19 protein-coding genes are annotated in these 22,449 nt (G+C 26.2%); 6 read left to right on the top strand and 13 right to left on the bottom strand.

What is annotated here, in order from left to right; genetic code table 4:
* The first annotated feature begins 416 nt into the window (after nucleotides 1-416).
* Nucleotides 417-1,280 (top strand): hypothetical protein, encoded by an 864-nt coding sequence (locus CG473_RS01015; protein ID WP_094254454.1) that lies wholly within the window; start codon nucleotides 417-419, stop codon nucleotides 1,278-1,280.
* 735 nt (nucleotides 1,281-2,015) lie between these two features.
* On the opposite strand, the gene ribA is transcribed toward CG473_RS01015, so the two are convergent.
* Nucleotides 2,016-2,978: a GTP cyclohydrolase II RibA gene (gene ribA, locus CG473_RS01005; protein WP_094254452.1), complete on the bottom strand. Its 963-nt coding sequence runs from the start codon at nucleotides 2,976-2,978 to the stop codon at nucleotides 2,016-2,018.
* 84 nt (nucleotides 2,979-3,062) lie between these two features.
* Nucleotides 3,063-4,385: a hypothetical protein gene (locus tag CG473_RS01000; protein WP_094254451.1), complete on the bottom strand. Its 1,323-nt coding sequence runs from the start codon at nucleotides 4,383-4,385 to the stop codon at nucleotides 3,063-3,065.
* A 249-nt stretch (nucleotides 4,386-4,634) separates the two neighbouring features.
* On the opposite strand from CG473_RS01000, the gene CG473_RS00995 reads away from it, so the two are divergent.
* A complete protein-coding gene (locus CG473_RS00995; RefSeq protein ID WP_094254450.1) occupies nucleotides 4,635-6,533 on the top strand; it encodes a P68 family surface lipoprotein in 1,899 nt (632 codons plus the stop codon).
* Nucleotides 6,534-6,604: 71 nt separating this feature from the next.
* Nucleotides 6,605-6,841, top strand: a complete 237-nt coding sequence (locus CG473_RS00990; RefSeq protein WP_094254449.1) for a hypothetical protein — start codon at nucleotides 6,605-6,607, stop codon at nucleotides 6,839-6,841.
* Here CG473_RS00990 and CG473_RS00985 read toward each other — a convergent pair.
* From CG473_RS00985 to CG473_RS00965, 5 genes are read right to left on the bottom strand one after another with little or no spacing between them, the layout of a single operon-like run.
* Nucleotides 6,838-7,440, bottom strand: a complete 603-nt coding sequence (locus CG473_RS00985; RefSeq protein ID WP_094254448.1) for an NADPH-dependent FMN reductase family protein — start codon at nucleotides 7,438-7,440, stop codon at nucleotides 6,838-6,840. The genes CG473_RS00990 and CG473_RS00985 overlap by 4 nt on opposite strands.
* A 60-nt stretch (nucleotides 7,441-7,500) precedes the next feature.
* A complete protein-coding gene (locus CG473_RS00980; RefSeq protein WP_094254447.1) occupies nucleotides 7,501-8,622 on the bottom strand; it encodes a YhjD/YihY/BrkB family envelope integrity protein in 1,122 nt (373 codons plus the stop codon).
* Nucleotides 8,623-8,626: 4 nt separating this feature from the next.
* Nucleotides 8,627-10,051, bottom strand: a complete 1,425-nt coding sequence (gatB, locus tag CG473_RS00975; protein WP_094254446.1) for an Asp-tRNA(Asn)/Glu-tRNA(Gln) amidotransferase subunit GatB — start codon at nucleotides 10,049-10,051, stop codon at nucleotides 8,627-8,629.
* Nucleotides 10,044-11,372, bottom strand: a complete 1,329-nt coding sequence (locus tag CG473_RS00970) for an amidase family protein (RefSeq protein WP_094254445.1) — start codon at nucleotides 11,370-11,372, stop codon at nucleotides 10,044-10,046. Before CG473_RS00970 ends, gatB begins: the two co-directional genes overlap by 8 nt.
* Nucleotides 11,362-11,670 carry a hypothetical protein gene (locus tag CG473_RS00965; RefSeq protein ID WP_094254444.1) on the bottom strand — a complete coding sequence of 103 codons (309 nt, stop codon included), beginning with the start codon at nucleotides 11,668-11,670 and terminating at the stop codon, nucleotides 11,362-11,364. The genes CG473_RS00970 and CG473_RS00965 overlap by 11 nt, the downstream gene beginning before the upstream one ends.
* A gap of 181 nt (nucleotides 11,671-11,851) precedes the next feature.
* Here CG473_RS00965 and CG473_RS00960 point away from each other — a divergent pair, with 181 nt between their 5' ends.
* Entirely contained in the window at nucleotides 11,852-12,040 is a 189-nt protein-coding gene (locus tag CG473_RS00960; RefSeq protein ID WP_094254443.1) for a hypothetical protein, read from the top strand.
* Nucleotides 12,041-12,067: 27 nt separating this feature from the next.
* Here CG473_RS00960 and CG473_RS00955 read toward each other — a convergent pair whose 3' ends face one another.
* The 4 genes from CG473_RS00955 to CG473_RS00940 all read right to left on the bottom strand — a co-directional run bounded on the left by CG473_RS00955 (nucleotide 12,068) and on the right by CG473_RS00940 (nucleotide 15,985).
* Nucleotides 12,068-12,967 (bottom strand): carbohydrate ABC transporter permease, encoded by a 900-nt coding sequence (locus CG473_RS00955; RefSeq protein WP_094254442.1) that lies wholly within the window; start codon nucleotides 12,965-12,967, stop codon nucleotides 12,068-12,070.
* Complete coding sequence (locus tag CG473_RS00950; protein WP_133509962.1) at nucleotides 12,960-13,808, bottom strand: carbohydrate ABC transporter permease; 849 nt, start codon at nucleotides 13,806-13,808, stop codon at nucleotides 12,960-12,962. The genes CG473_RS00955 and CG473_RS00950 overlap by 8 nt, the downstream gene beginning before the upstream one ends.
* Before the next feature lie 94 nt (nucleotides 13,809-13,902).
* Complete coding sequence (locus tag CG473_RS00945; protein WP_166623170.1) at nucleotides 13,903-15,141, bottom strand: ABC transporter ATP-binding protein; 1,239 nt, start codon at nucleotides 15,139-15,141, stop codon at nucleotides 13,903-13,905.
* Complete coding sequence (locus CG473_RS00940) at nucleotides 15,131-15,985, bottom strand: hypothetical protein (protein WP_094254439.1); 855 nt, start codon at nucleotides 15,983-15,985, stop codon at nucleotides 15,131-15,133. The genes CG473_RS00945 and CG473_RS00940 overlap by 11 nt, the downstream gene beginning before the upstream one ends.
* Before the next feature lie 86 nt (nucleotides 15,986-16,071).
* Here CG473_RS00940 and CG473_RS00935 point away from each other — a divergent pair, with 86 nt between their 5' ends.
* On the top strand, nucleotides 16,072-17,928 hold the full coding sequence (locus CG473_RS00935; protein ID WP_094254438.1) for a P68 family surface lipoprotein: 1,857 nt from the start codon (nucleotides 16,072-16,074) through the stop codon (nucleotides 17,926-17,928).
* 78 nt (nucleotides 17,929-18,006) lie between these two features.
* Here the strand turns inward: CG473_RS00935 and CG473_RS00930 are convergent, their stop codons facing one another.
* A complete protein-coding gene (locus tag CG473_RS00930) occupies nucleotides 18,007-18,723 on the bottom strand; it encodes a glycerophosphodiester phosphodiesterase family protein (protein ID WP_094254437.1) in 717 nt (238 codons plus the stop codon).
* Nucleotides 18,716-20,170 (bottom strand): MFS transporter, encoded by a 1,455-nt coding sequence (locus CG473_RS00925; protein WP_094254436.1) that lies wholly within the window; start codon nucleotides 20,168-20,170, stop codon nucleotides 18,716-18,718. Before CG473_RS00925 ends, CG473_RS00930 begins: the two co-directional genes overlap by 8 nt.
* Before the next feature lie 343 nt (nucleotides 20,171-20,513).
* On the opposite strand from CG473_RS00925, the gene CG473_RS00920 reads away from it, so the two are divergent.
* Nucleotides 20,514-21,257 carry a nitroreductase family protein gene (locus CG473_RS00920; RefSeq protein WP_094254435.1) on the top strand — a complete coding sequence of 248 codons (744 nt, stop codon included), beginning with the start codon at nucleotides 20,514-20,516 and terminating at the stop codon, nucleotides 21,255-21,257.
* Nucleotides 21,258-22,449: the final 1,192 nt, after the last annotated feature.

Genomic DNA, 22,449 nt, shown 5'->3' with positions numbered 1-22,449 from the left:
TACGGGTTATCAATGCAATTTCCCTTTATTGACATACTTTGATTTATGTTTGCTTTTAAGTAATTCCTTTAAACCATCATGTTTGTATTGAAATCCTTGGCCGGTATGCATAAATGCATTTAGAGAAAATTTATATTTGCTAACGAAATTTTTAAACATATCGTTAACTAGTTCAAGGTTAAGGATTGGTTCAATTGTGACAAGCTAAGACTATTAATTTTTTTGGTTTCCTTAAAGAAAAATAAAAAAATTAATAATAGTTACTAGTAAAAATTAAACATAGTATCATAAAATTTATAATTTTTTTAAATTCATTGAAATATTAAAAATAAATAACTTTGTTTTCGATCGTCTCTAACATTTAAAACTATAAATATAAAAATTGTTCTTGTAACATCAAGAGCGGAAAGGAATTTATGTTTAAAAGAAAATTAATTTTTGTTGGCAGTGCACTATCTATTTTCGCTGCAGCAATACTATCAATTTCCGCACCATTGAGTGTTGTATCAGCTAAATTTAGCTTTACAAAAAACAATGATGCGGAGATCGCAAGACAAAAAACAGTTAAATTTTTTTCTAAAAAAGAAAGCATTTCTGAAAAAAATAATTCTAAAACGTTATTTGTCTCAGATAAAGAAGAAAAATATCGACAAGAACGAATATTATTGGAAGAATCAGGAAAAAACATTGAAGAAAAAATATTTTTTTTAGAAAATTATTTGATAATGATGGAATATTTTTCTAACATAAATGTCGATTTTTTCAAACAAGAAATGGGTGTTTTTAACATAGATGAAGAAAATTTTTCAAAACTTAAGAGGGAATTTTCAGAATATGTGAATTTTAATCCTAACATTAAGTACGCACAAGATATGCTTTCAATTTTGAAAAACAATAAAGTTGAATTAAATAAAAGTTATAGCAGTGCTCTATATGAGTCAAAAAGAAATTTAGAAAAAATTAATTATAGTTTAGGAATCATTTCTACTATTTTATTTGTTGCAGCTCGTATTGCACAAGCATCAGTATTTTTTGCATGATTAGGTGTTTTTTTGGAAATAATTGCATGAACTTTAGTTGGTCTTGTAACAATCCTTAATTCTGTTCAAATATTTTCGCCACACTTTAATAACGAAAAAAATAAAACTATTGATAAATTAATTGATGCTCGTAGCAAATTAGATTCCTGAATGTGACTAAGTTGATTGGTGCCTCAAATAAGAAATGCTAGAAGTCAAATTAACGAAAATATTTATGTATTAAGAAATACATATGCTTAAAAAGAAAATATTTATTATTTTATTAGCATTTAAAACAACTCTTTTTGTAGCCTTTTTAACAATAGGTGTATTGTTAATTTATTTTGGAGATAGTTCAGTTAAAATTATTAAAATATTAATTTTTTTTGAAGTCATAATTCAATTTTTATCTATTACAACTTTTATTTTTCAAAACTATACCAAAAAATATAAGTTTATATACATGCTTCTTTGAATTAATTCAATAACAATATTGATAAATATAATTATAAATAACATAATATGAATGGTTTATAGCGAATTATTAACTTCTAAATATCGGTGGTTTATAATTAGTTTATTAATGTTCTCATTTATATATGTTTTCTCTACAATACAATTACATTTTTTAGATGCACCTAAATTGTGAAACATTAAAATGACATGACCTAAATATTCAGAAAAAAAATATTTAAAAGCCCTTAACGGTAGAAAAAAAATATACAATAAATTTTTTGTGACAAAAAATAATAACTCATAAAAATTAAAAAAATATAACTATTAAAATTTAGAATTTAGTAAATAAAAATATTTTAAAAACCTACAAATTTGATTTGAATCAATGTGTAGGTTTTTTTTAAAATTATCACACATATTTTTAAACCTCAATTTGATTTATTTCAATAAAACTTGAGAGTTCAAATAAAAATATAATTTGATTGATATTTAATAAAAATTAACATGATAACAAAATTTTATTTGTTATCTAAATTCAAACTATATTTTGTGTCCCATTCTTTCTTTTTTAGTTTCTAAATATGATGCTTGTTCTTTAGAATTAGCTTCTTGATAAAGTGATCTCATTCGATTAACTGCAATGCCTCTATCAACTAATGGTATTATTTTTCTAGGATTGTTAGTTCACATGTTAACACTTTTAATTCCATAGTATTCAACTATTTTCCCGGCTAAATCAAATAATCTTAATTCATCTCTATCAGTAATTGTAAGCATGGCATCTACAGTATCTAAACCATTATTTATCGTTTCATAATAAGCATTTATTTTTTGCAACATACCCAATCCTCTGCCTTCTTCGTGTGAATAAATAATCATTCCGCCATTTTCAAAAATAACATCCTTGAAATTATTCAACTGAATTTTACAATCGCAATGTATTGAGTCAAAAATTTCGCTAGTTTCACATTTATGATGAATTCTTAAATTAATAGTACCTTCTAAAATTCCTTTTCATACGACAGTGAATTCAGTCTTGGTTAATGGTTCTTTAAATACTTGCATATTCAATTCTCCATTTTCAGTTTTCAATTTTATTTCTTTTGAAATCTCGAATTCATCAAAGTATATAAAATCAACATAAATTGCCTTATCTATTTCCTTAAAATTTTTAACTATATCAAGTACTTCAGCAATTGATTTTTTGAATTCCAAATCATTAAATAAAAATATAACTTTGTTGTGCTCTAAATCTAATTTGTCAATATTCTTGTGTTTAGAAATTATTAAATTAGAACCTAAATTTTTACTACTAATTTGAAATATGTCTCTAGCAATTTTAATAATATATCTATGGTTATTGCCTTTATAAATTAGTAAATCCTCTTCAATTACAACATCTTTAAAATAATTTATATTATGTTTAGCTAAAAAGCTTTTAATTTCAATAAATGTGTTTTTGAGTGATTTATTATCAATATTTCCGATTTTTAAATAATACATCGCTTCTCCTTTTGCAATAGCAAAAGAATATTATTATAAAAAAATAGCTATATTTAAAAAAATATAGATAAAAAAATTACTCAGTTAACTGAAATTTCCTGTAGTAATTTGTTCTTTCATTTGAGATTTTATATTTGGAATTATTGCTGGGTTTTGAAGTTGTGCTAATTTAATAAGTGTTATAAAATTCATATATGTACTAATAAGAATTTGTTCATCACCCATTATTTCTTTATGATATTTTAAATAGACAATTAAATTTTTTGCAACTGTTTCATAAAGTTCTTTGTGCTCATTGTTATCTTCGATAGTATCATCAATAAATGATGATATTTTTAATGGATTTACTTCAACTTCAAATGACTTTTCAATAAATGTTTCTAAACTGTTTATATTTTGTAGTTCTGGTTTTAATTTATCGTGTAGATTTTTATCTTTTTGTATTTGGTCAAATACTCCAACGTATTTTAACTTCATTTCACTTTCAACATGTTTATCAATTTTGAAAATATCAGATTCCATCATTCATTTAACAAATTCAAAAACATATGAGTAATTTTTGAAAATCATTAATTCAAATCTAGATAATTTTGTAATCAAAAGTTCCAAACTCTCTTTTGACTTATAGATTTTTTTAATTGATTCTTCTTGTCAAAGATCTTTTACATTAGATCTTCAGTATTTATTTGTAATTTCTAAAATTTCCAATTTAATTAGAGCATCTGGATTGAATAAATTGTCATTTTCGTTTCAACCATAATGTATTTGACGCATTTTAAAATCAAAACTATCACCCACTTTAGCTTTTTTCATTATCTTATATTCGTCATTAGCAACCAAACCCAAGCCAACAATAAATTTTTCAACTATTTGCTCACTTGATTTTTGATTTTTAGAAATGAATGTTAATTTTACTTTACATATTCTTCCAATTTTATCAATGTAATTTGGCGCTTTAGGTATTTCAATTTCTTCTAATTCTTGACCAACTATTAAAGTGTTTCTTTGTTCTAAATTTTTTGAAATTTTAAAATCAGATAAGTATGTGAAATCATAAATAGGTTCATATTTTTTTACTAGTTCTAAATTAGGTTTTTTGAAAAAAAATAATTTGAGTTGGAAAATAAATTTATCATCTAATAATTCGAAAAATTCCAAATCATTTCTTATTAAAATGAATTTTTTATTTATAAACTCAGCTTCAATTTTATTTCAAAATTGACCAACAACTCTATCAATTAGTTCTCTTTGAGGATCTCTTCCCTTCAATTTCTCTATTGTTTCAATCTGATTTTTTAATAATTTTATTAATGAATCGTAAAAATTTCTATTGGTTTCAAAATCTATTGTTCAAATTTGTCCATTTTCTTTAATTGTATATTTTGGAATTTCAACTTCTTTGTGCATTTAACCCTTCTTAATCAAACATTTTGTAAATCTTATTTACTTACAATTGTATTATTTTTATTATAAAGCCTATGAACATAGATATTGAAATTAGTTTTAATTGTTGTAAGATTTAAATTGATAAATTTAAGAACATTTTAGGAAATGAGTTTGACTAAAAAATCGGTAAAATTGCAAAAAAATTGCAAAAACGTAGTTTTTTTTGCAATTTTTACAAAAAGTGTTAATATTAGGTATAAAAGGAGAAAAATGAAATTGAAAAAAATTAAAATTGCTGCAATTATTTTAGGTAGTGCTTCATTAGTAAGTGTGGCGGCAATCGCTTGTAATCAAGGTATAGGTGAGCAAACTGCAACATATCCAACTACAAATGCAGCAAAAGACAATAAAATTGTGTTCCAAACTGCACAAAGTGGTGTATTTCCGCTTCAAATAGCACTTAGTGCATTGGTTCCAATTTACAATGAACAGCAAAAAGACAAAGAAAACTTTGTTCAAGTTGAACTGCAAGGTCAAGACATTACAAAAACTGGTTCTGAAACTGAATTAGCAACTAACACAGTTAAAAATATTGCTTCAAATAGTAATGCAACAGCTAATTTGATTCTAGCTAATCAAACAGCTGCTTATTTAGTAAATCAATATGGTAAATTATTGGATTTAACAAATAGCACAATTAATGCGAATTTATTTAGTCAAAAAATTGTGAATGAGCATAATAAATTGCCTGGACAAAGCTTAGATGCTTCTAAACTATTTAACATACCTTTTGATGTTACAGATATTGATGCGTTAGTATTTAACTTAGACATTATGTGAAAATTGTTTACTTTAATTAAAGAAAATGGCGGAACTGTTGATGAAACAATGAAACTTTATAAAGATGCAATGAATGCTTCAACATCTGGTTCAAGTATTCCTGTAACAAGTTTATTTTCAGTATTAAAAGCTAAAAACTCAACTGCATTTGCAAATTACACTGTTAATGCCCAAACTTTTGAATCGATTGCTGGTGCAATGGAATTTGCAAAAAAAGTCCACGAAAATACCATGATTGAAAGTGATTCAGTAGATGCAAATGCCACAGATATTCATATTTTTGGAATTGACTATCAATTTAACACTTTATTAAAAGATTTGACTAACAGATTGTCTGGAAAGTTCCTTTGATCATTAAATACAACTAATGCAACCGATGCAAGTGGTAATAATGTTGATAGATCAATTATTAATTATGATTTTCTAACAAATCAAGATTTACAAAGCGAATTCAAAAGTTTATGAAATACGTATATGAATTCAAATACTGTTACATCAGTAGGTGAGACTAAAAAGCAATACTACGGTGTTAAATACGAAACTAATAGTTCAGGTGTTGCGCCTGGAACATGAGCATCTTGAGATATTAGAACATACAATACTGCATTTGCATATGCAGCAGCTGTTGGAGTAAATCAATCAGTTGATTCAGCTTTATCTAGAAACTTCTTTGGTGGTAGAACTGATGAATCAAAAGCTGCAGCAGCTTCAAAATGAGTTAAATATTCAGATGTAAGCTGAAATCCACAAGTAAATAAATCTGCTTCAAATATAAATGCAACTTCATACCATGAAGGTGGTTCAAGCCTAATTCCTATTTCAATTGATGAAGGCGGAAAAGAAGATAAAGGAACTTTAGCCTTTCTTGATTGATTGTACAATGGAACTGTTAAATTAACAATAGATTCTAAAATTGTAGAAATTTCAACACCAGAAGCAATTTTTGAATTATCTGGTTATGTTGTTCCAACTAAAAAAATGGTGAATTCTGAAATGAGAAATAAAATTGCTCAAACTTTAAGTACACTAGAAACTGAAGTTGGAATTTTAGAAGCTAAATCTAATTTAAGTGATGAAGAAAAAGCAACTTGAGCAATTAAAAGTGCAAGACGCAACACTTATAAAACTGGTTTAATAGGTTTAGATTCTTTACTAAGTTTTGTAGATGGTAAAGTAACATATTCTGCATCAGTACAACAAGATCAAAGATCAGCTTCAATAACAAATTTTATTAGCAATGCTTTACTTAACAGTACTAAATCATCAGATACTAGAGAACAAAAATCTGGTGAAGATATTCTTGCAGAAATTACAAGATTAGCAAAATAATAATTTACATAAATGCGATTAAATTCGCATTTTTTATTTTCCGTATTCACTATGTTGTGTACAATAAGGAAATGTTAAAAATGATCAAAAGAACTAAAGAATTTGTAACAAGACTACATTGACTTTATTATGTATTGAATTTCTTTATTGGAATTTGAGCTTCGTCTAATCTTACTTTATTTTTTTTCAACGAAAATACTGTAGTTATTACAGTCTTCATTGGAATTGGTCTGTTTTTTACTTTTTTTGTTTTTTTAACTATTTTTGAAATGTTAATTTATTCACTAATTGCCAAAACAAGAAATTAAAATTCAATTGCTTCCGTAGCAATTTTATTGTCATATGGAGCTAAAATTTTGCTTATCATTTCAGGATTATTAGCTCTTAATAAATCTTCAATAATTATCACTTTTATATCGAAACCAAGTAATTCAAGTGGACTGCGCACTTTTTTAATAATGTGGTCGTTGTGGCTTATTTCGTTAATTTGATCAGCGTGTATAATTAATAATATTTTTTTACCTATAAATGCACCGGTAACCACTTTAAGGTTTGTTTTTGGATCAGTAGTTCTAACGAATGTTTTATTTTCAATTGTTAATCTATAAATAAAATTTTGGAAAAGATGATTTGGATTTAAATTCGAAAATTCTAATCCAATAATTATGTTTTGAAATTCATGTAAAAGAGAAATTCATTTGTCCGTTTCGTCATTATTAAAAAAATCTAAATTTGTTTGTCTATTATTTGTGACATTGAAAAAAGAAATATCTGAAATATTTTTTTGCTCTAAAATTGCACTTGGATTTGTATATGTGTAATTGTTTAAAAAATCATCAATTGCTACATCTATTAAACTCATATTTTTTTTATTATGTGACATATTTAGAACTAATAATTTTTTCATTAATTCATTATAGCATTTGATAAAAAAATATAATACCAGATTAAACGACATTATATTTTTTTATCTTTTTTGAATATATTTACTTACCGTCCTTAACGAATGGAAAGTTTTATAATATGCTTCATTTGCAATAATACCTGCATATAAAAAATATGAAAATAAAAGTACAAAAGAAGTAATGAAAAATATGGAAGATATAAATCCTAAACTGTTCAAAGAACTTAAACTTACAATCAATGAAAAAATAGATGTAAGTATAACTAAAGGTATTAATGAAATCAATACACCAGGTTGAACTTGTCCAAATGTAAGTTTAAATTTCGGTGTAAATTTTAAAAGCAAAACTAGTCCAAAATAGTAAAAGAATGTAGATATAACAACAAAATTTAAATAATATAAAAACTCATAATTAGAGCCAGTTACATTAGTTTTTATTTCATTAACAAAAGCGCTGAAACCTAATAAAAATATCGAAAGGTATAAAGTGATTATTGTCATAATAAAAATTGATTTTAATCTATTTACAAGCCCGTTACCATAATTTTTGTGTTCGTAAATATACGACATTGAATATATTAATTTTGAATATCCAGTTGACGAAAACCAAACTAGTGAAACCATTAAAATTACAATCCCGACTGCAGCACCAGTATTGTTAAAAAAGGATGAGTAAATTAAAACATTTAATGGGGTTCCTTCTGATGCTTTTGAAGTAGCTAAAAAAATGCTTTCTACAGTAAAACTTAGTCCAGGTATGATTCTATCAAATACATCAGTTGATAATATTTCGCTAAATTGCGGAACACTACTAACAATCATCGAAGCAAAAAAAATAATGGGTATAAAGGAGACGAATAAATAAAATGCTGTTGCTACAGGAATAAAACTAAAATCTCTTGCACCTAAACGCTCATAGATTCTTTCAACTAGTTCAATTCTTTTAGTTCTATTTTTAATTTTGTCACCAGAAACAATAATTGTTAAAGAAATGTTAATTAAAAATTTAACAATTAATTCCTTGATTTTAAATCCTTCATTAATTGTTGTTATAGCTTTTTTTTGAACTCAACTTTGTCTAAATTTTGATTTTAAAAAATTATCTTTTTTTATTGGTTTTGATTCATACCCACTTCAGCCACTATATATTTTTTTATTCTTCTTTTTTGAAAATGGATTTTTCATATTTTTAATTTTCTTTATTTAAAAGTGATTCTAAGATTTCATTAGAAATTTTAGGGCTAACTTGAGCATTAGTTTTTTTCATCAATTGTCCCATAATTGTTTTGAAAACACGTTCTGGTCTAGTTTCTAGATCTTTTAGTACTTGTTCATTTTCTTTTAAAATTAAACTTAGTTCATTTTTGATAAATTCTTTATCAGTTATTAATTTGTAATTATTTTTTTCAATTATTTCTTCAAGTTCCAAATTGGTTTCAAATAATTGAGGAATAATAAATTTGACATGTTTATTAGATATTTCTTCTTGGTTAAGTTTTTGCATAATCTGTGCTAAAACATTTGGATTAATTTTTAAATCAACAGGGTGAATATTATTTTTATTTGCTAGTGAAACAATTTCAGAAAAAAATAAATTTGCTAATTTAGATTTATCTAAATCATCTACTTTGATTGAATCAAAATAATCAGCTAATTTTAAATCATTAACTAACAAACTATATTGAATTTCATTTAGACCATATGACTTATATCTAGAAACTTTTGTATGCGGCAATTCGTTGATTTTAATGCTTTCAATAAAATCATTTTTTAAAATAATTGTAGGTATATTTGGTTCTCTAAAATATCTATAATCTATTTCAACCGTTTTAGCTCTCATAGTAATAACATCATTTGTAGATTCGTCAAATCTTTTAGTTACTAAGTGAACTTCCTGACCTGAAATATATGCAGCAACTTGATGTTTAATTTCTGCTTCAATTGCTTTTTTAATGTTACTAAAACTATTCATGTTTTTAATTTCAACTCTAGTTCCATATTCTTCATATCCATAAGGTCTTATTGATATATTAACATCTACTCTCAAATTACCTTCAGCCATAACAGCATTACTAATATTTAGAGCCAAAGCATATTTTCTAATTGCTTCTACATAAGCAATTGCTTCATCAGCTGATTTAATAACTGGATCTGTTACAATTTCTATTAACGGTACACCTGAACGATTAAAATCATAATAAATTTTATTACCATTTATAGATTGTTTAGCTGTATCTTCTTCCATGTGTATTCTTTGAATAGAAATTGTTTTTTTATTTCCGTTTACATCAATTTCAATTTTACCGTTTTTACCAATTGGGAAAAATTGCTGAGTGATTTGATAACCTTTTGGTAAATCAGGATAAAAATAGTTTTTTCGATCAAATCTAACTTCAGGATCAATTTCCATTTCTAATGCTTTTGCTAATTGAATAGCCTTAATAATTGCTTCTTTATTTACTCTTGGCAATGTCCCGGGATAACCAATATCTATTGGATGGACGTTTGAATTAGGCAATGCACTTGTATCATTTGCAGCTGGTGAAAACATTTTTGTTTTCGTATTTAGTTCAAGATGGATTTCAATTCCAATTATAGTTTCAAAATTATTCATCTTTAACTCCCAATAAACTCTCAATAAAATAACTGTGATTTAATAATTCTTGGTCATTTGCATATTTTGCATCGATTGCTAAACCAATTGGCAAATTGTTTTTTTCAATTCAAGGAATAACAATAGAAGGATTGCCCGTTAAATTAGAATTTGTTAAAATTCAATTACTATAATTTGGTTTGTCACTATTTAAAATTTTTGGAGCAACATCTGGGGCGGCAGGATAAATAAATAAATCATATAAATTGTGAATTTTTCTAAAATAATCAACTACTTTTTTTCTTATTTTTTGTGCTCCATGAAACATTTCTTTAATGAAATTTGCATCTAAAAAAAAGTTACCAAGCGTTAGCCTTCTTTGTACCATGTCACCAAATAATGTACTTCGATATTTCAAAACTATTTGTTCTCAATCTTTTGCTTTTTGTATATTTCCAAATTGCAAGCCTTTTAGATTGGATAGGTTTGACACAGCTTCACTATATGAAACTACATCATAGACGTATTTAATATCATTTAATACTTCTCTATCTATTTCGACAAATTCGACATCAATATTTTCTTTTTGCAATTTAGTTGCTAACTTTTGATACGCATCTTTAACTTCTTTGGATAAATATTCATCATTGGACATTAAGGCAACTTTATTGGGTTTTATAGATTTTAATTCACTAAGATTTATTTCTACGCTTGTCATGTCTTTGTGGTCTTTTTTATAAAGAACTTTTGAAAGAGTATGCGCATCCTTAACGCAATGAGTAAAATATGCAACTGTATCCATTGATGAAGCATAGGAAAATAGTCCGTATCTACTTATTGCTCCATATGTTGGTTTGAAACCAACAAAACCATTAAATCCAGCGGGATTTCTAACGCTATCTCCAGTATCACTACCTATTGAAAAATTAATGTCATAATACATTGAAGCAACTGAACCAGAAGAAGAACCGCCAATTATTCTTGATGTATCTAACGGATGTTTAATCATTCCGTAAGCAGAATATTCACCGCTACCACCTAAACCAAATTCATCATTATGTACTTTGGCAACCATTTTGGCTCCATTTTCATTTAACAATTTGTAAACTTCTGAATCATAAAATGGCATAAATTTATCTAAAGTTTTGCTTGAACCTTGGGTATAAAATTTTTTCGTTGCGAATAAATCTTTTAACGTATATAAAAGTCCATTCAATGGCTTTTGGTTTGAATCATAAACAATTTCATTTTCACATAAAAGAGCGACAATATTATTTTTATCATTTTTAAGTTGATCAAGTGTTTTGTCAAAATCATGTTTTACTAAAAAATTATTCTTCATCACTATCTCCTTTAGGAAGTACAAAATATCCTGATTCTCAATCATATGCGTTATTTTTTAATTGATCATGAGTTAAATTTTCACTATTATCAACATTGTCTTCACGTATATCATCAAAATTCACACTTGTTGTAACCAATCTAAAATAAGGATCTTCTTCACTATGTTTGTTCATGATAGTTTTGAAAGTTAATTCTATATTTTCTCACTCTTGTTCGATCATTTTAACTGCATTATCATTTGTTTTAAAATAACTTATTTTGGCTATTTTAGAAAATAAATCTTTTTTAGATTGCATATGTCTCCTTTATTAAAATCTTAATAGATTAAAAAATTATAGCATACTACAAGAGCTATAATTTTTGCGATATAAATCTAGGTCGAGTTTGCTTGTTTAATTTAAGACTAAATTATAATTTCATTATGAATTAAAGATTCAATATAATTAACATAGTATTTATAAATTAAGCGAGGTTAGCATGAAAATAATTAAGGCAAAACAAATATCAAAATCTTTTAGAATTCAACATCTTTTAACTAAAAATGATGAACTAAATTTATATGTTGTTTCTAATACCGGTTCTGCTTATGGAGTCTCTTTTAGAAACCCTGAAGTAGTAGATGTAGAAAAAGTAGAATTCTGAATCCCTTACGATGAATTAATTTAGTTAGTTAATTAAATTTTATTTTAAAAATTAGGCAATAAAGTTCGAGGTAACTTTATTGATTTTTTTACTAAAAATTATGTAAGTCAAGAGTAATGGCAAAATAGAAAGCACAGCACCGGCTGAAGTTATATTTTGTAAATTACCACCTGTTGAAATTTTCCCGATGTCTTTAAATCATACACTCAGTAAATTTATTTCTGTATTTGACAAAATTATCATTGGTCAAATAAAACTATTTCAACTATAAATTGTAGAGAAAATAATACTAATTCATATCGGTGCATTTAGATGTGGTAAATACACTATTTTAATTTTTTTTCATAATGATAAATTATCAATTTTAGCCATTTTAATTTTTTGTTCTGGTATAGATTCAAATCCTTGAACAAACATCATAGTTATAAAAATTGAAAACATATTTGGAAAAATTAAAGCATTTAAAATGTTAGAGCCACTACTTCAACCAAAATTAACAGCTAAGCGATAGTAGCCTAAATGCAAAGTAATTTCTGGGATAGATGCCATAATCAGAAAAAATGAATATCATACTAGTCGTCAATATTTGCTCATTCTTGATATACCGTATGCAGCTGGTATTAAAATTAACATTCGAAAAGCAACAATGATAAAAGTTAGAGCAAGACTGTATCCTAAAGCAATTCAGAATCCTTCGCCAAAGGCTCGGCCATAATTTGAAAAATTAAAATTATTTGTAACAAAAACAGAACCTCTTTCTAGAGATTGTGAATCAGTTAAAAACGAAAACGATATTAGGTAATATAAGGGAAATAAAATTACAATGATAATAAATAGAATTATTAATATTTTTAAAATTAAATTTATGTGTTGTTTCCAATTAAGACTTATATATTCGTGGTAGTTTCTTTTAACATTCAACTTTATTTTTTTAAAAATATTTTTAAGCATTAAATACCCTTTCATATTTTTTAAATTTATAAAATTTGTGCAATTTATGAATTGAATAAGTTGTAAAAAAATAAAGCAAAAATAATCCGACTATATAAGAAATTGAAATTAGAGTTGCAGCTCCTGCTTGTCCAAATTCTTGGATCCTAATCATAAAATAAATATAATTTGCAATTGTTGAAGCATTATTAATATTCACATCTTCAAGTGGAGAAATTCCACTAAAAAGAGTAAGAGGAAACAAAAATATAGCCTCTAAAAGATTTAAATAAACTAATGTTTTCATCACTTTGCTTAAATTTGGAATGTATATAATTTGGATTTTTTTAATAAATGAAATATTATCTAATGAAGCAATCTTAAATTGCATTGGTTCTATTTTTTGTAATGCAAAATATATAAATACAACATTGAATGAAACAAGTCTCCAAATTAAGAAAATAGATAAAGCATATATAGATGTATTTCCGACTGAATCATTTAACCATTTAACATCAGTACCTAAAATATTGTTTAAAACATTTTTATCTACATTAAAAAGAAAAATAAAAGAAATTCCTATTGCATAAATAGAAATAAAAAATTGACTAAAAAAAGTAGTTACAATAAAATTTCTGACAATTCTTTTAGTAAATGAATTTATTAAAAAAGCGATTGCAGTTGAAATGATCATTGCAATAGGAACAACTATAAAAAACAAAATATTGGAACTTTTAAATGAACTTAAAAAAAGTTCACTATTTGCTACTGCATTAAAATGATCAATGCCTATAGATGTTTGTGTAACATTTAGAGGATTGGAAATTGTTATGCTTTCTAGTAAAGAAAAAAATCATGGCAAGATGATGAAAATTATCACAATGATAAGTGCCGGAATCAGAAATAAAAAAGGGTTTCAATTTTTTGAAAATGATATTCTAAATTTAACTAAAATCTTATTCAACAAGATGACCATCACTTATATCAAATTTAAGAATTTTTGCAGTATTGATTTTTGGTTCAACTAACTCATTATATGTAAAATTTTTAGTTGATATTACACGCAATTCATTTTTATTGTTGCTTAATTCAACTTCAAAATAATTGCCGGTGCTATTGATTGACTTAACAAAATATTTACTATTTTTATTCTTTATTAAATCTATGTAATTTCCTCGTACATAGTAATGATATTTATTGTCACTTTTTAAATAATTAATTTCTGGAAAACCAATAAATTTTGCTAGCGATAAATATTTAGGTTTTTCAAATAAATGCTCAGGGTCATCTAATTGAAGAACATAGCCTGCTTCCAAAAACAATATTCTATCGCTTAATCACATTGCATCATCTTGATCGTGAGTTACAAATACAGTAGTTATTTTTAGTTTTTTCAATATGTGTTTTAATCATGTACGTGTTGCTTGTTTTATCTTTACATCTAATGATGAAAAAGGCTCATCTAATATTAGAACATCTGGCTTTTTAGCTATTGCTTTTGCAATTGCAACTCTTTGTTTTTGCCCACCTGATAAGTCGGTTGGTTTTTTAGAAATTAATTTATCGATTTCAAGAATTTTTGCAATTTCAACTACTTGCTTTTTAATGTCTATTTTAATGTTAAATTTTTCAGAAATTTCAGTTTTCTTAATCAATCTTTTAAAAAGAATTTTGCTCTCAGAAAGTAAAATTTTTTTTCGAAAAGATTCGTTGTAATTTAAACTTTGTCTTTCGTTTTTAAGTTCAGAAAATTTGCTTCAAAATGTATAACTTTTCACATTTCTTTTTAAAATTTTTTTGATAAATTTCCTTACAAAATTGTCATTGATTTTTTGGTTTTTACATATTTCATATTTATTAAGAAGATATTCTGTTTTTGATAAATATCAGTCAATCAGTCATGATTTAGAACTATTAATTGATACAGAAATATTGTCATAAACTGTAAGATTATCATAAAGCGAATAATTCTGAAATACAAAACCAATATTAAAAGCTTGATTAAATTTTATGGAATCTTTTTTTACTTTTATAAAACCAGCAATAGAATTAAGCAATGTACTTTTACCTGCTCCAGAAGCACCTAATATTGATATAAATTCCCCTCTTTTTATTGAAAAATTTATATCGTGCAATATTCTAGAATTGTCAATGTCGACATTTAGATTATTAACTTCAATTATATTATCCCTCATCATTTTCCTTCCCGTAAGGATCTATCGTTAATTCATATTTACCGATAGTGTTGTTTAAGTCAAAAATTTTGATAGGATTAACTGAGTGATATAAATTTTTAAAATCAACTATATTTTGTTTATCAGCATCAATTGTTCCTGCTGAATGTAATAAAATATTATGATTAAGTGCAGACTCAAAAGATGTACTAAAGCTAAGTTCGTTTGTTGCATAAGCTTCGATGTGTAAATGCGGACTTCAACCACCATTTTCCCTTTTGGAAGCTAATTTTGCAATTACTTGATTTTTTTTAACAAATAGAGGTTTATTTTTAAAATCATGATCGGAATAATGTAATGTTGATTGCTCTGTTACTAGTTCTTTTTGAAGATGATTAATATTTAATAATTCAAAAGAATCTGTTTTCAAATGTATAAAAATTAAAACCATAAAATTTTTATCATTGATCAATTCATTAATTTTTTCTTCAGAAAAATATTTTCTTAATTCACTTCTTTCTATTCCCATTGAAAGTACTCCGCCAGAACCTCTCCCTGACATTTCGTTATTAGGAATTAAGGATTTAAAAGATAATACCCTTGCATTAAAAGGGGCTAAAATATCTAAATTATTATCAAAAAATACGTCAACACCTGCATGAATAAAACTTGTTGATTGGTTGTCATTGAAATAAAATTCTCTTTTTTCTAAGTAGCCTCCAAAGCCAATATCAACGCTTCAGTCTTTGGCAATATTCAAGCTATATAAATCTATTTTGTCTCTTTTAATTTTTTGCATTGTGTATTCAACTTTAGTGCCTGAATAAACTTTTTCATTTATAAAATTTGGTATTAAATAATTCATTTAATTCCCCTTTATAGTTATTTTTTAAAGCTTGACCGTCCGATTTTTATCATGTGTGTCATCAGTATATCTATTATAATGTATCAATGAAAATAAAAAACATATTTAAGCAATTTGCACTACCTTTTGCTGCAATTAGCACAGCAGCAATGGCGATAAGTTGTTCTTCAAATAATCCATCCACAGCAAAGTTTGATACAGTTAATGACGGGAAAATTGTATTACAAACTGCTCAACAAGAATTTTTTCCAATGTTTAAAGCATTAAAAAAAGTAGTTGATTTTTACAACGAACAGCAAAAAAACATTGATGGTTTTATTCCGGTAGTTTTGAATTCAAGAAATAATTTAAATGTAACAACAGAAGCTGAATTAATAACAAAAATCACAAACTCAATTAGAGCAAAAGATGTTAATAACATTCCCAACTTAGTAATGGCAAATAAATCACTTACACAACCTTTATTTGCTAATGGAATGCTGCTTGATTTAACAAATTCTAAGATTACAAAAGAAATTTTTACCGACACAATGTATCATTATGAAAATGATTTACCTGGTATTAATTTAGACAATTCTAAAATTTATAATATTCCTTATTCGCTAATTAATAGTGACAATATGGTGTTTAATTTAGATGCTATGGCGCACATTTTTAGGGAAATCAAAAAAAATGGGGCAACAATTGACACTAATTCAAATATCTATAAAAAGGTTGCTGAAGTTAACCAAAATTTACTTGAAAATCCAGATAGTTCAGATTTTAAACCAGCAAATGACAATTATGACTGAGGAAGTTCAAATGGCATAGTTGATTCTACAACTTTTCTTGACCTTACAATAAATGATTCTACGTTTGATTCATTTAAAAATTCAACAGACTTTGCTAACAGAGTTAGAAATTCATTAACTCCTTTGCAGGGCAAAAAGTTACCTAATATTGGTGGCATAGATTATGCTTGAATATTATTTTCAAAAGTTATGTTGAAATTAAATAATTATTCTAATAATGACTACTTATGAAAAATAGATAACACTGGTAGAACGGTATTTAATTTCATTGGTAACAGCGACATCGCTAAAAGTAATCAAGAAAAAATAAAGCAAGCGTTCAACACTATTATTGGTGAATGAAGTTATGAAGATGCAAACAAAGAGGCAGCATTCAGAATAACTCAAACCGGGGAAAGAGGAGACGCTACTCCTTGATTAATAAGAGATAATTTAATGGCTTTTTCTTACGGACCAAATGTTGAATATTCACATTCTGTTTTTTCTTCAGCTTCTTTAAAAGATTTTAATTCTGATGGAAGAGCAAATATAGATGCTTGATTAAAAAGAGATGAGGTTTATTGAAAAAATCAATTATTTAAAATTGAAGAAACTGATACTCAGGGCGGTTTTGTTCCTGATGGTTCTTCACTTTTAGCAATTCACGCTAATGAAATTGAAAATAAAGGAACAATAAAATTTTTAGAATGACTTTTTACAGGTAATCTAATTGACGAAAATAATCAAAGTATTAAAGTAACAAATTATTTAATGAAAAATTCCGGATATGTAATTGGTACTAAAGAAGCCATAAGTGATGAGACTGTTGATTTTTTTAAAAAAGAATTATCAACAATTGAAAATGGTAATTCATTTTTAAAAACCAAATCAATAAATGAATCAGAAACAAGTTTTGATGATCGCTTAGGTTTTACTAACCCTATTGATGAAGAAACTTGATACAGTATTAACTCTGTTCAAAGAACAATTGAAGATTTAAGCAAAAATAATAGTATGAGTAATATCTCTCATTTAGTATCTATAAATTCTAATACTGCTCTATCAAGCATTACAAATACAATGGTTAATTATTTAACAAATGCTCAAAAAAATAAACAGTTAAATGCCGAAACATTTTTAGATACATTGATTAGAATTGCTAGAGAATTATAAGTTAAACGGAATTTAAAAAAGGTAGTGCTCATTTTAGATACTACTTTTTTTAACATGTGTTTTATGATCTAAATTTACTTAAAATAAATAGTTTGAAATTAAAGCTTCTGTAAGTTTATTTTTTTCCAATTCTCTATATTTATTTTCAGATTTCAATGTTCAGAATAAATATTTTTTATTGTAAGAATCATACTTTTTTTGATCTTTATAATAAATATCTATTCACGGATTAAAATAATTTATAAATTTAAATTTAGAAGGATCAATTTTATTAAACTGTGATTTGGTTCACCATAAAAATGCCAATTTTAATTTTGGATTTATATTGTGCAAAATTTCTAATGAACTGAAATTAAAAGAACTAAATACAAGTTTAGAAATTTGCTTATCATCATATTTAGAAATTGTATCATTAATAATTTTTTCGATATTTGGATAATGATAAACATCTGTTTTAATTTCTATATTTATCATTTTAAATTTATCAATGTATCTATCTAAAAACTCTTGTAAAGTCATAATTTTTTGAGCAGGAAGTTTGTATTTTCAGAAATTAGATAAATCTACTCTAGATAAATCATTTAAGTTAGTTTTTCTAACTTCATAATTTTTACCACCTGTTCTACCAGTTGTTTCATCGTGAATTATAACAAGTTCATTATCTTTAGATAAATGAACATCTAGTTCAACTCCATCAAAACCAAATAGGTGCGCTGCATCAAAAGACAATTGAGTATTTTCAGGTGATTGTGCAGAATAACCTCGATGTCCAAGTAATAATACTTTTCTAGACATTTTCTAGTTGTCTCCATCTAAAGTCTGTTTTACCAAGTTTTTTAAGTTCTCATTTGTTTCAGAAATATAATGCTAATCCACAGAATCAACCTACAATAGCTATTGAAATTGCTATTAAGATTATAACGTTGTAACCTTGTTGACTAGTATTTGAACTACCACTTGGTGTATAGTACTGACCAACTTCAGCACTCATTGAGTAAAATCATGCATCAGGGCTAAAAGCTACAAATGAAATTAGTGCTGTTGTTGAAGCATATGATTTTTTTGGTACTGGTAATTCACCAATTGTTGCAAATCGTAAAGTAACCATTACTCATGATAATGCTCCTGCTAGAAGATATAAGAATATCAGAACGTACATAACAACATATTGGTATGTTGTACTTAAATTCTCAAATCTTCCAGTTCCAGGAAATGCTAAGAATGCTATAGCAACAATGAATCCTAAACCAAGTGTAATAGTTAGAGTTTTAATATAACTTTTGGCTTTATCAGCTAATCTTCCGGTAGGAGTAGCGATAAAAAATCTAAACGCATATGTTCTAAATCCACCTACTACCGTTAATACAATCGCTGGTACTGAAACGGCACTTGGAATTACATTTTTGATGTATTGAAGTAGATAATAAGCAAAAACTGATTGGAACATGTACATTCCCATGACAAAGAAAGCATCTAATCAAATTCTTGGAGATTTTAAAACTTCTCATAAGTTTTTAAGATCTAGTGCAAATTTTTCTTTAGTTGAGTATTCTGGAACTCGTTTTAGTATTGCAAATGTTGTTAGTATTAGAAAAGCAGCTACTCAATAAGCATAAACTGCATATGAAGGCGTTCAGCCAACATTTTGAGCAATTGTTTGGAAAATAATACCAGCAATAAATATTATAGTTACACCAACAATTCCGTTAAATGTTCCTTGGATACCATATGATAGACCTTGGTCTTCTTTTTTAGCTTGCTGACTAACAAGTTTTCAAAGCGGTGTTCAGAAAATCAGAGTTGAACTTACACCTCAACCGATGTATATTAAAAAGTATTGAGTTAATACACCTGTTGAACTAGCTAATTGTCCATTTGCTTGTTGAATTGGATCTGGCGCAGTTAAAATTAATGTTGCTCATCAGATTGTTAATAATCCGGTTGTAAATGAAGCAAGAGCAGTTAATTTTTTACTGCTAATTTTATCTGCTAATCAACCGCCCGGAAGCATCGTAATCAATGTCACATAACCAATAGCTGAAATAAATCTTGTAAATTCACTTTCTGTTACGTGCAAAATCGTGTGTACGTTAGGGAAAATCAATTTAATATAATAAGGTGCTGCAATTACAAATACATCTACAGCAGCAAGAATGAATAAAGCAACTAATGCCTTGGTTCCTAATCTTCTATATAATTCTTGAAATTTCCGGCTAACTGAATTATTTTTTAAAAAATTCATAATAACCTTTCTTTTGTAAGTAGTCTTACCCTAATATTTTAACAAGAGCACTATTTGAACAACTTAAAGTAAGTCTTTAGGCTTATGAAATTGTGGAAATTTTCCATAAAAAATTCCCTAAATGCAGCTTTAAATTTAAATGTATATAATTGTTTTAGAAATTGCATAATTAACAAATGTTGTCTGTTTTAAATTCAAATTAATCTTATTAAATTTATTAAATAAATGGTTGTGTTTGATCTAAAAAACATAACTTAATGTTGTAATAAGTGGCTTTGTGGAAAATTAATTTATTTTAAAGTCAATTCTGTTTTTAATTTTTGTTTTAGTTTATTATGAAAATATGGAATTAAAAAACATTTTTGAAAATCGCCATTCTCAGCGAATTATGAGAAAAAATCAATCTATTTCTAAAGAAGATATGGATTATATTGCTTTTGCAATCAACAGTAGTGCAACAAGTATGGGTAGACATAGTGCAAGTACTATATTCATTACAGATCAGGATCTAAAGAAGAAAATTTTTTCTAAAAATGAATTGCCTAGTCAAGCTCATATTGCTGACTCAGCACTTTTAGCTATATTTTGTATCGATCAAAATCGTGCAACTATATCAGGAAAATTAACTAATAAAGAAGTTGAATATGATACATTAGAAGATTTTTTACAAGGATACGGTGATGCATATATCCAAGCAACAAACGCTTCAATTGCGGCTCGTAATTTAGGATATGAAACTGTATATTTAGGTGGAATGAGATTCTTTCAAATACCTGAATTAATCCAAGAGGAATTTAATTTACCAGAAACTGTTGTTCCTGTTTTAGGTATGTCAATTGGTAAAGTAGATAAAATAAATAAAAATCATAGCAGACGTTTAAACAAAGTTTATTTTAATAATTACGATGCAAAAGTTGTTGAAAAGGAAATGATAGATTACGATAAAGATGAAGTCGAATTCCTAGGCAAAGATAATCCCAGAGGATTTGATTTTCTTAACTACAATGCTTCAACATATACTCGTGGCAAAGCATTAACACAAGGAATTAAAAAATCATTTAGCAAAATTTTAGATTTGACAAAATAATTTGCAGCAAATCATTAATTATTTATCCAATAGTTTGTAAATTATAACTATTGGTTTTTTATTAATTAAGTTCTTTAATATAAATAAAACTTTTATGGGAGCAGAATATAAATAACGGGACTTAGCTGAAATGAGAAGTGACCAAAAACCCCCATTGAAAAATGAAGTGCAACCTTTTTACTTAAGTGTTGCACTTCATTTTTCAATGGGGAAATTTGTTTATTTTCAAATTTATAATATATTTTGTTTTAATAGTTTAGTTAATCGTTTATTTCTATTTTTCAAATAAATTACCTTTGAAATTGAATCAAATAAATTTTGTAATTACATAGCTTTTTTAGCACTAAACAATAAGAATATTTTAATATAAAAAGGTAAATTTAAAATCCTAAATTATTTTTTATCTACTATAATTTTGCATATGAGTTTGACCAACACGATCAAGAACAGCAACTATTTCGGTTGATTTAAAGGGGCTGTTATTTTGTCAATTTTCAATTTTGTAATATCAGCTTTATCAATTTATTTTTTATCAATAATGATTCCCTATTTCATGAAAATAATTACAGTTCCCGATAATACTTACTCATTTGAAAGCACAGCATTAGATGAGGAAATATTTTTAATGTCCTCATTTATAGCTCTTAGTATATGAATTATTCTATTTTTTACAAATTTGTGAATGTTCGTAAGAATAATGGTAGTTAAAACAATTTTAGTTTCCTCTAAATGGAAATGGTTAGCTTTTACTTCTTTCTTTTTATGCGGCAGTTTCATTTTCTCTATTACATTTGTGTTTGTATGGAAAATGATATTAGAGAAAACAAAAAGCATCGAGCTTCAAACTGTGAAGTTGCTGCTGAAAATAAAAAATTTTGACGTTTGTTTCTAAAATGATTGCCACGGTAAATTTAAATACCTATGAAAGTACTCGAGTTTAACTACATTTCGGTTAAAAAGCAAAGAGCCTATAAAAATTACTCGATCTAAGTATATTTGAGCTACGGTTAGGGCCGTTTTATATTGAAGCAGTTTTTAATTTTGAAAAAATTAGCATTTTCCGTGAATATTTTCCATAAAAAATCAAGAAAGATTAATGAAAATAACTTATTTAACCATATTAAAATTAAACATGGTAAGGAAGTTTATAAGCTTAATTCTTATTTATCAAGTATTCTTAATTCACAAGTTG

The organism is Mycoplasma testudineum (assembly GCF_002245785.1).
GTDB lineage: Bacteria > Bacillota_I > Bacilli_A > Mycoplasmatales > Metamycoplasmataceae > Mycoplasmopsis_B > Mycoplasmopsis_B testudinea.
Note: the sequence above shows the minus strand (reverse complement) of the source record. Positions and strands in the feature narration are given on the sequence as shown.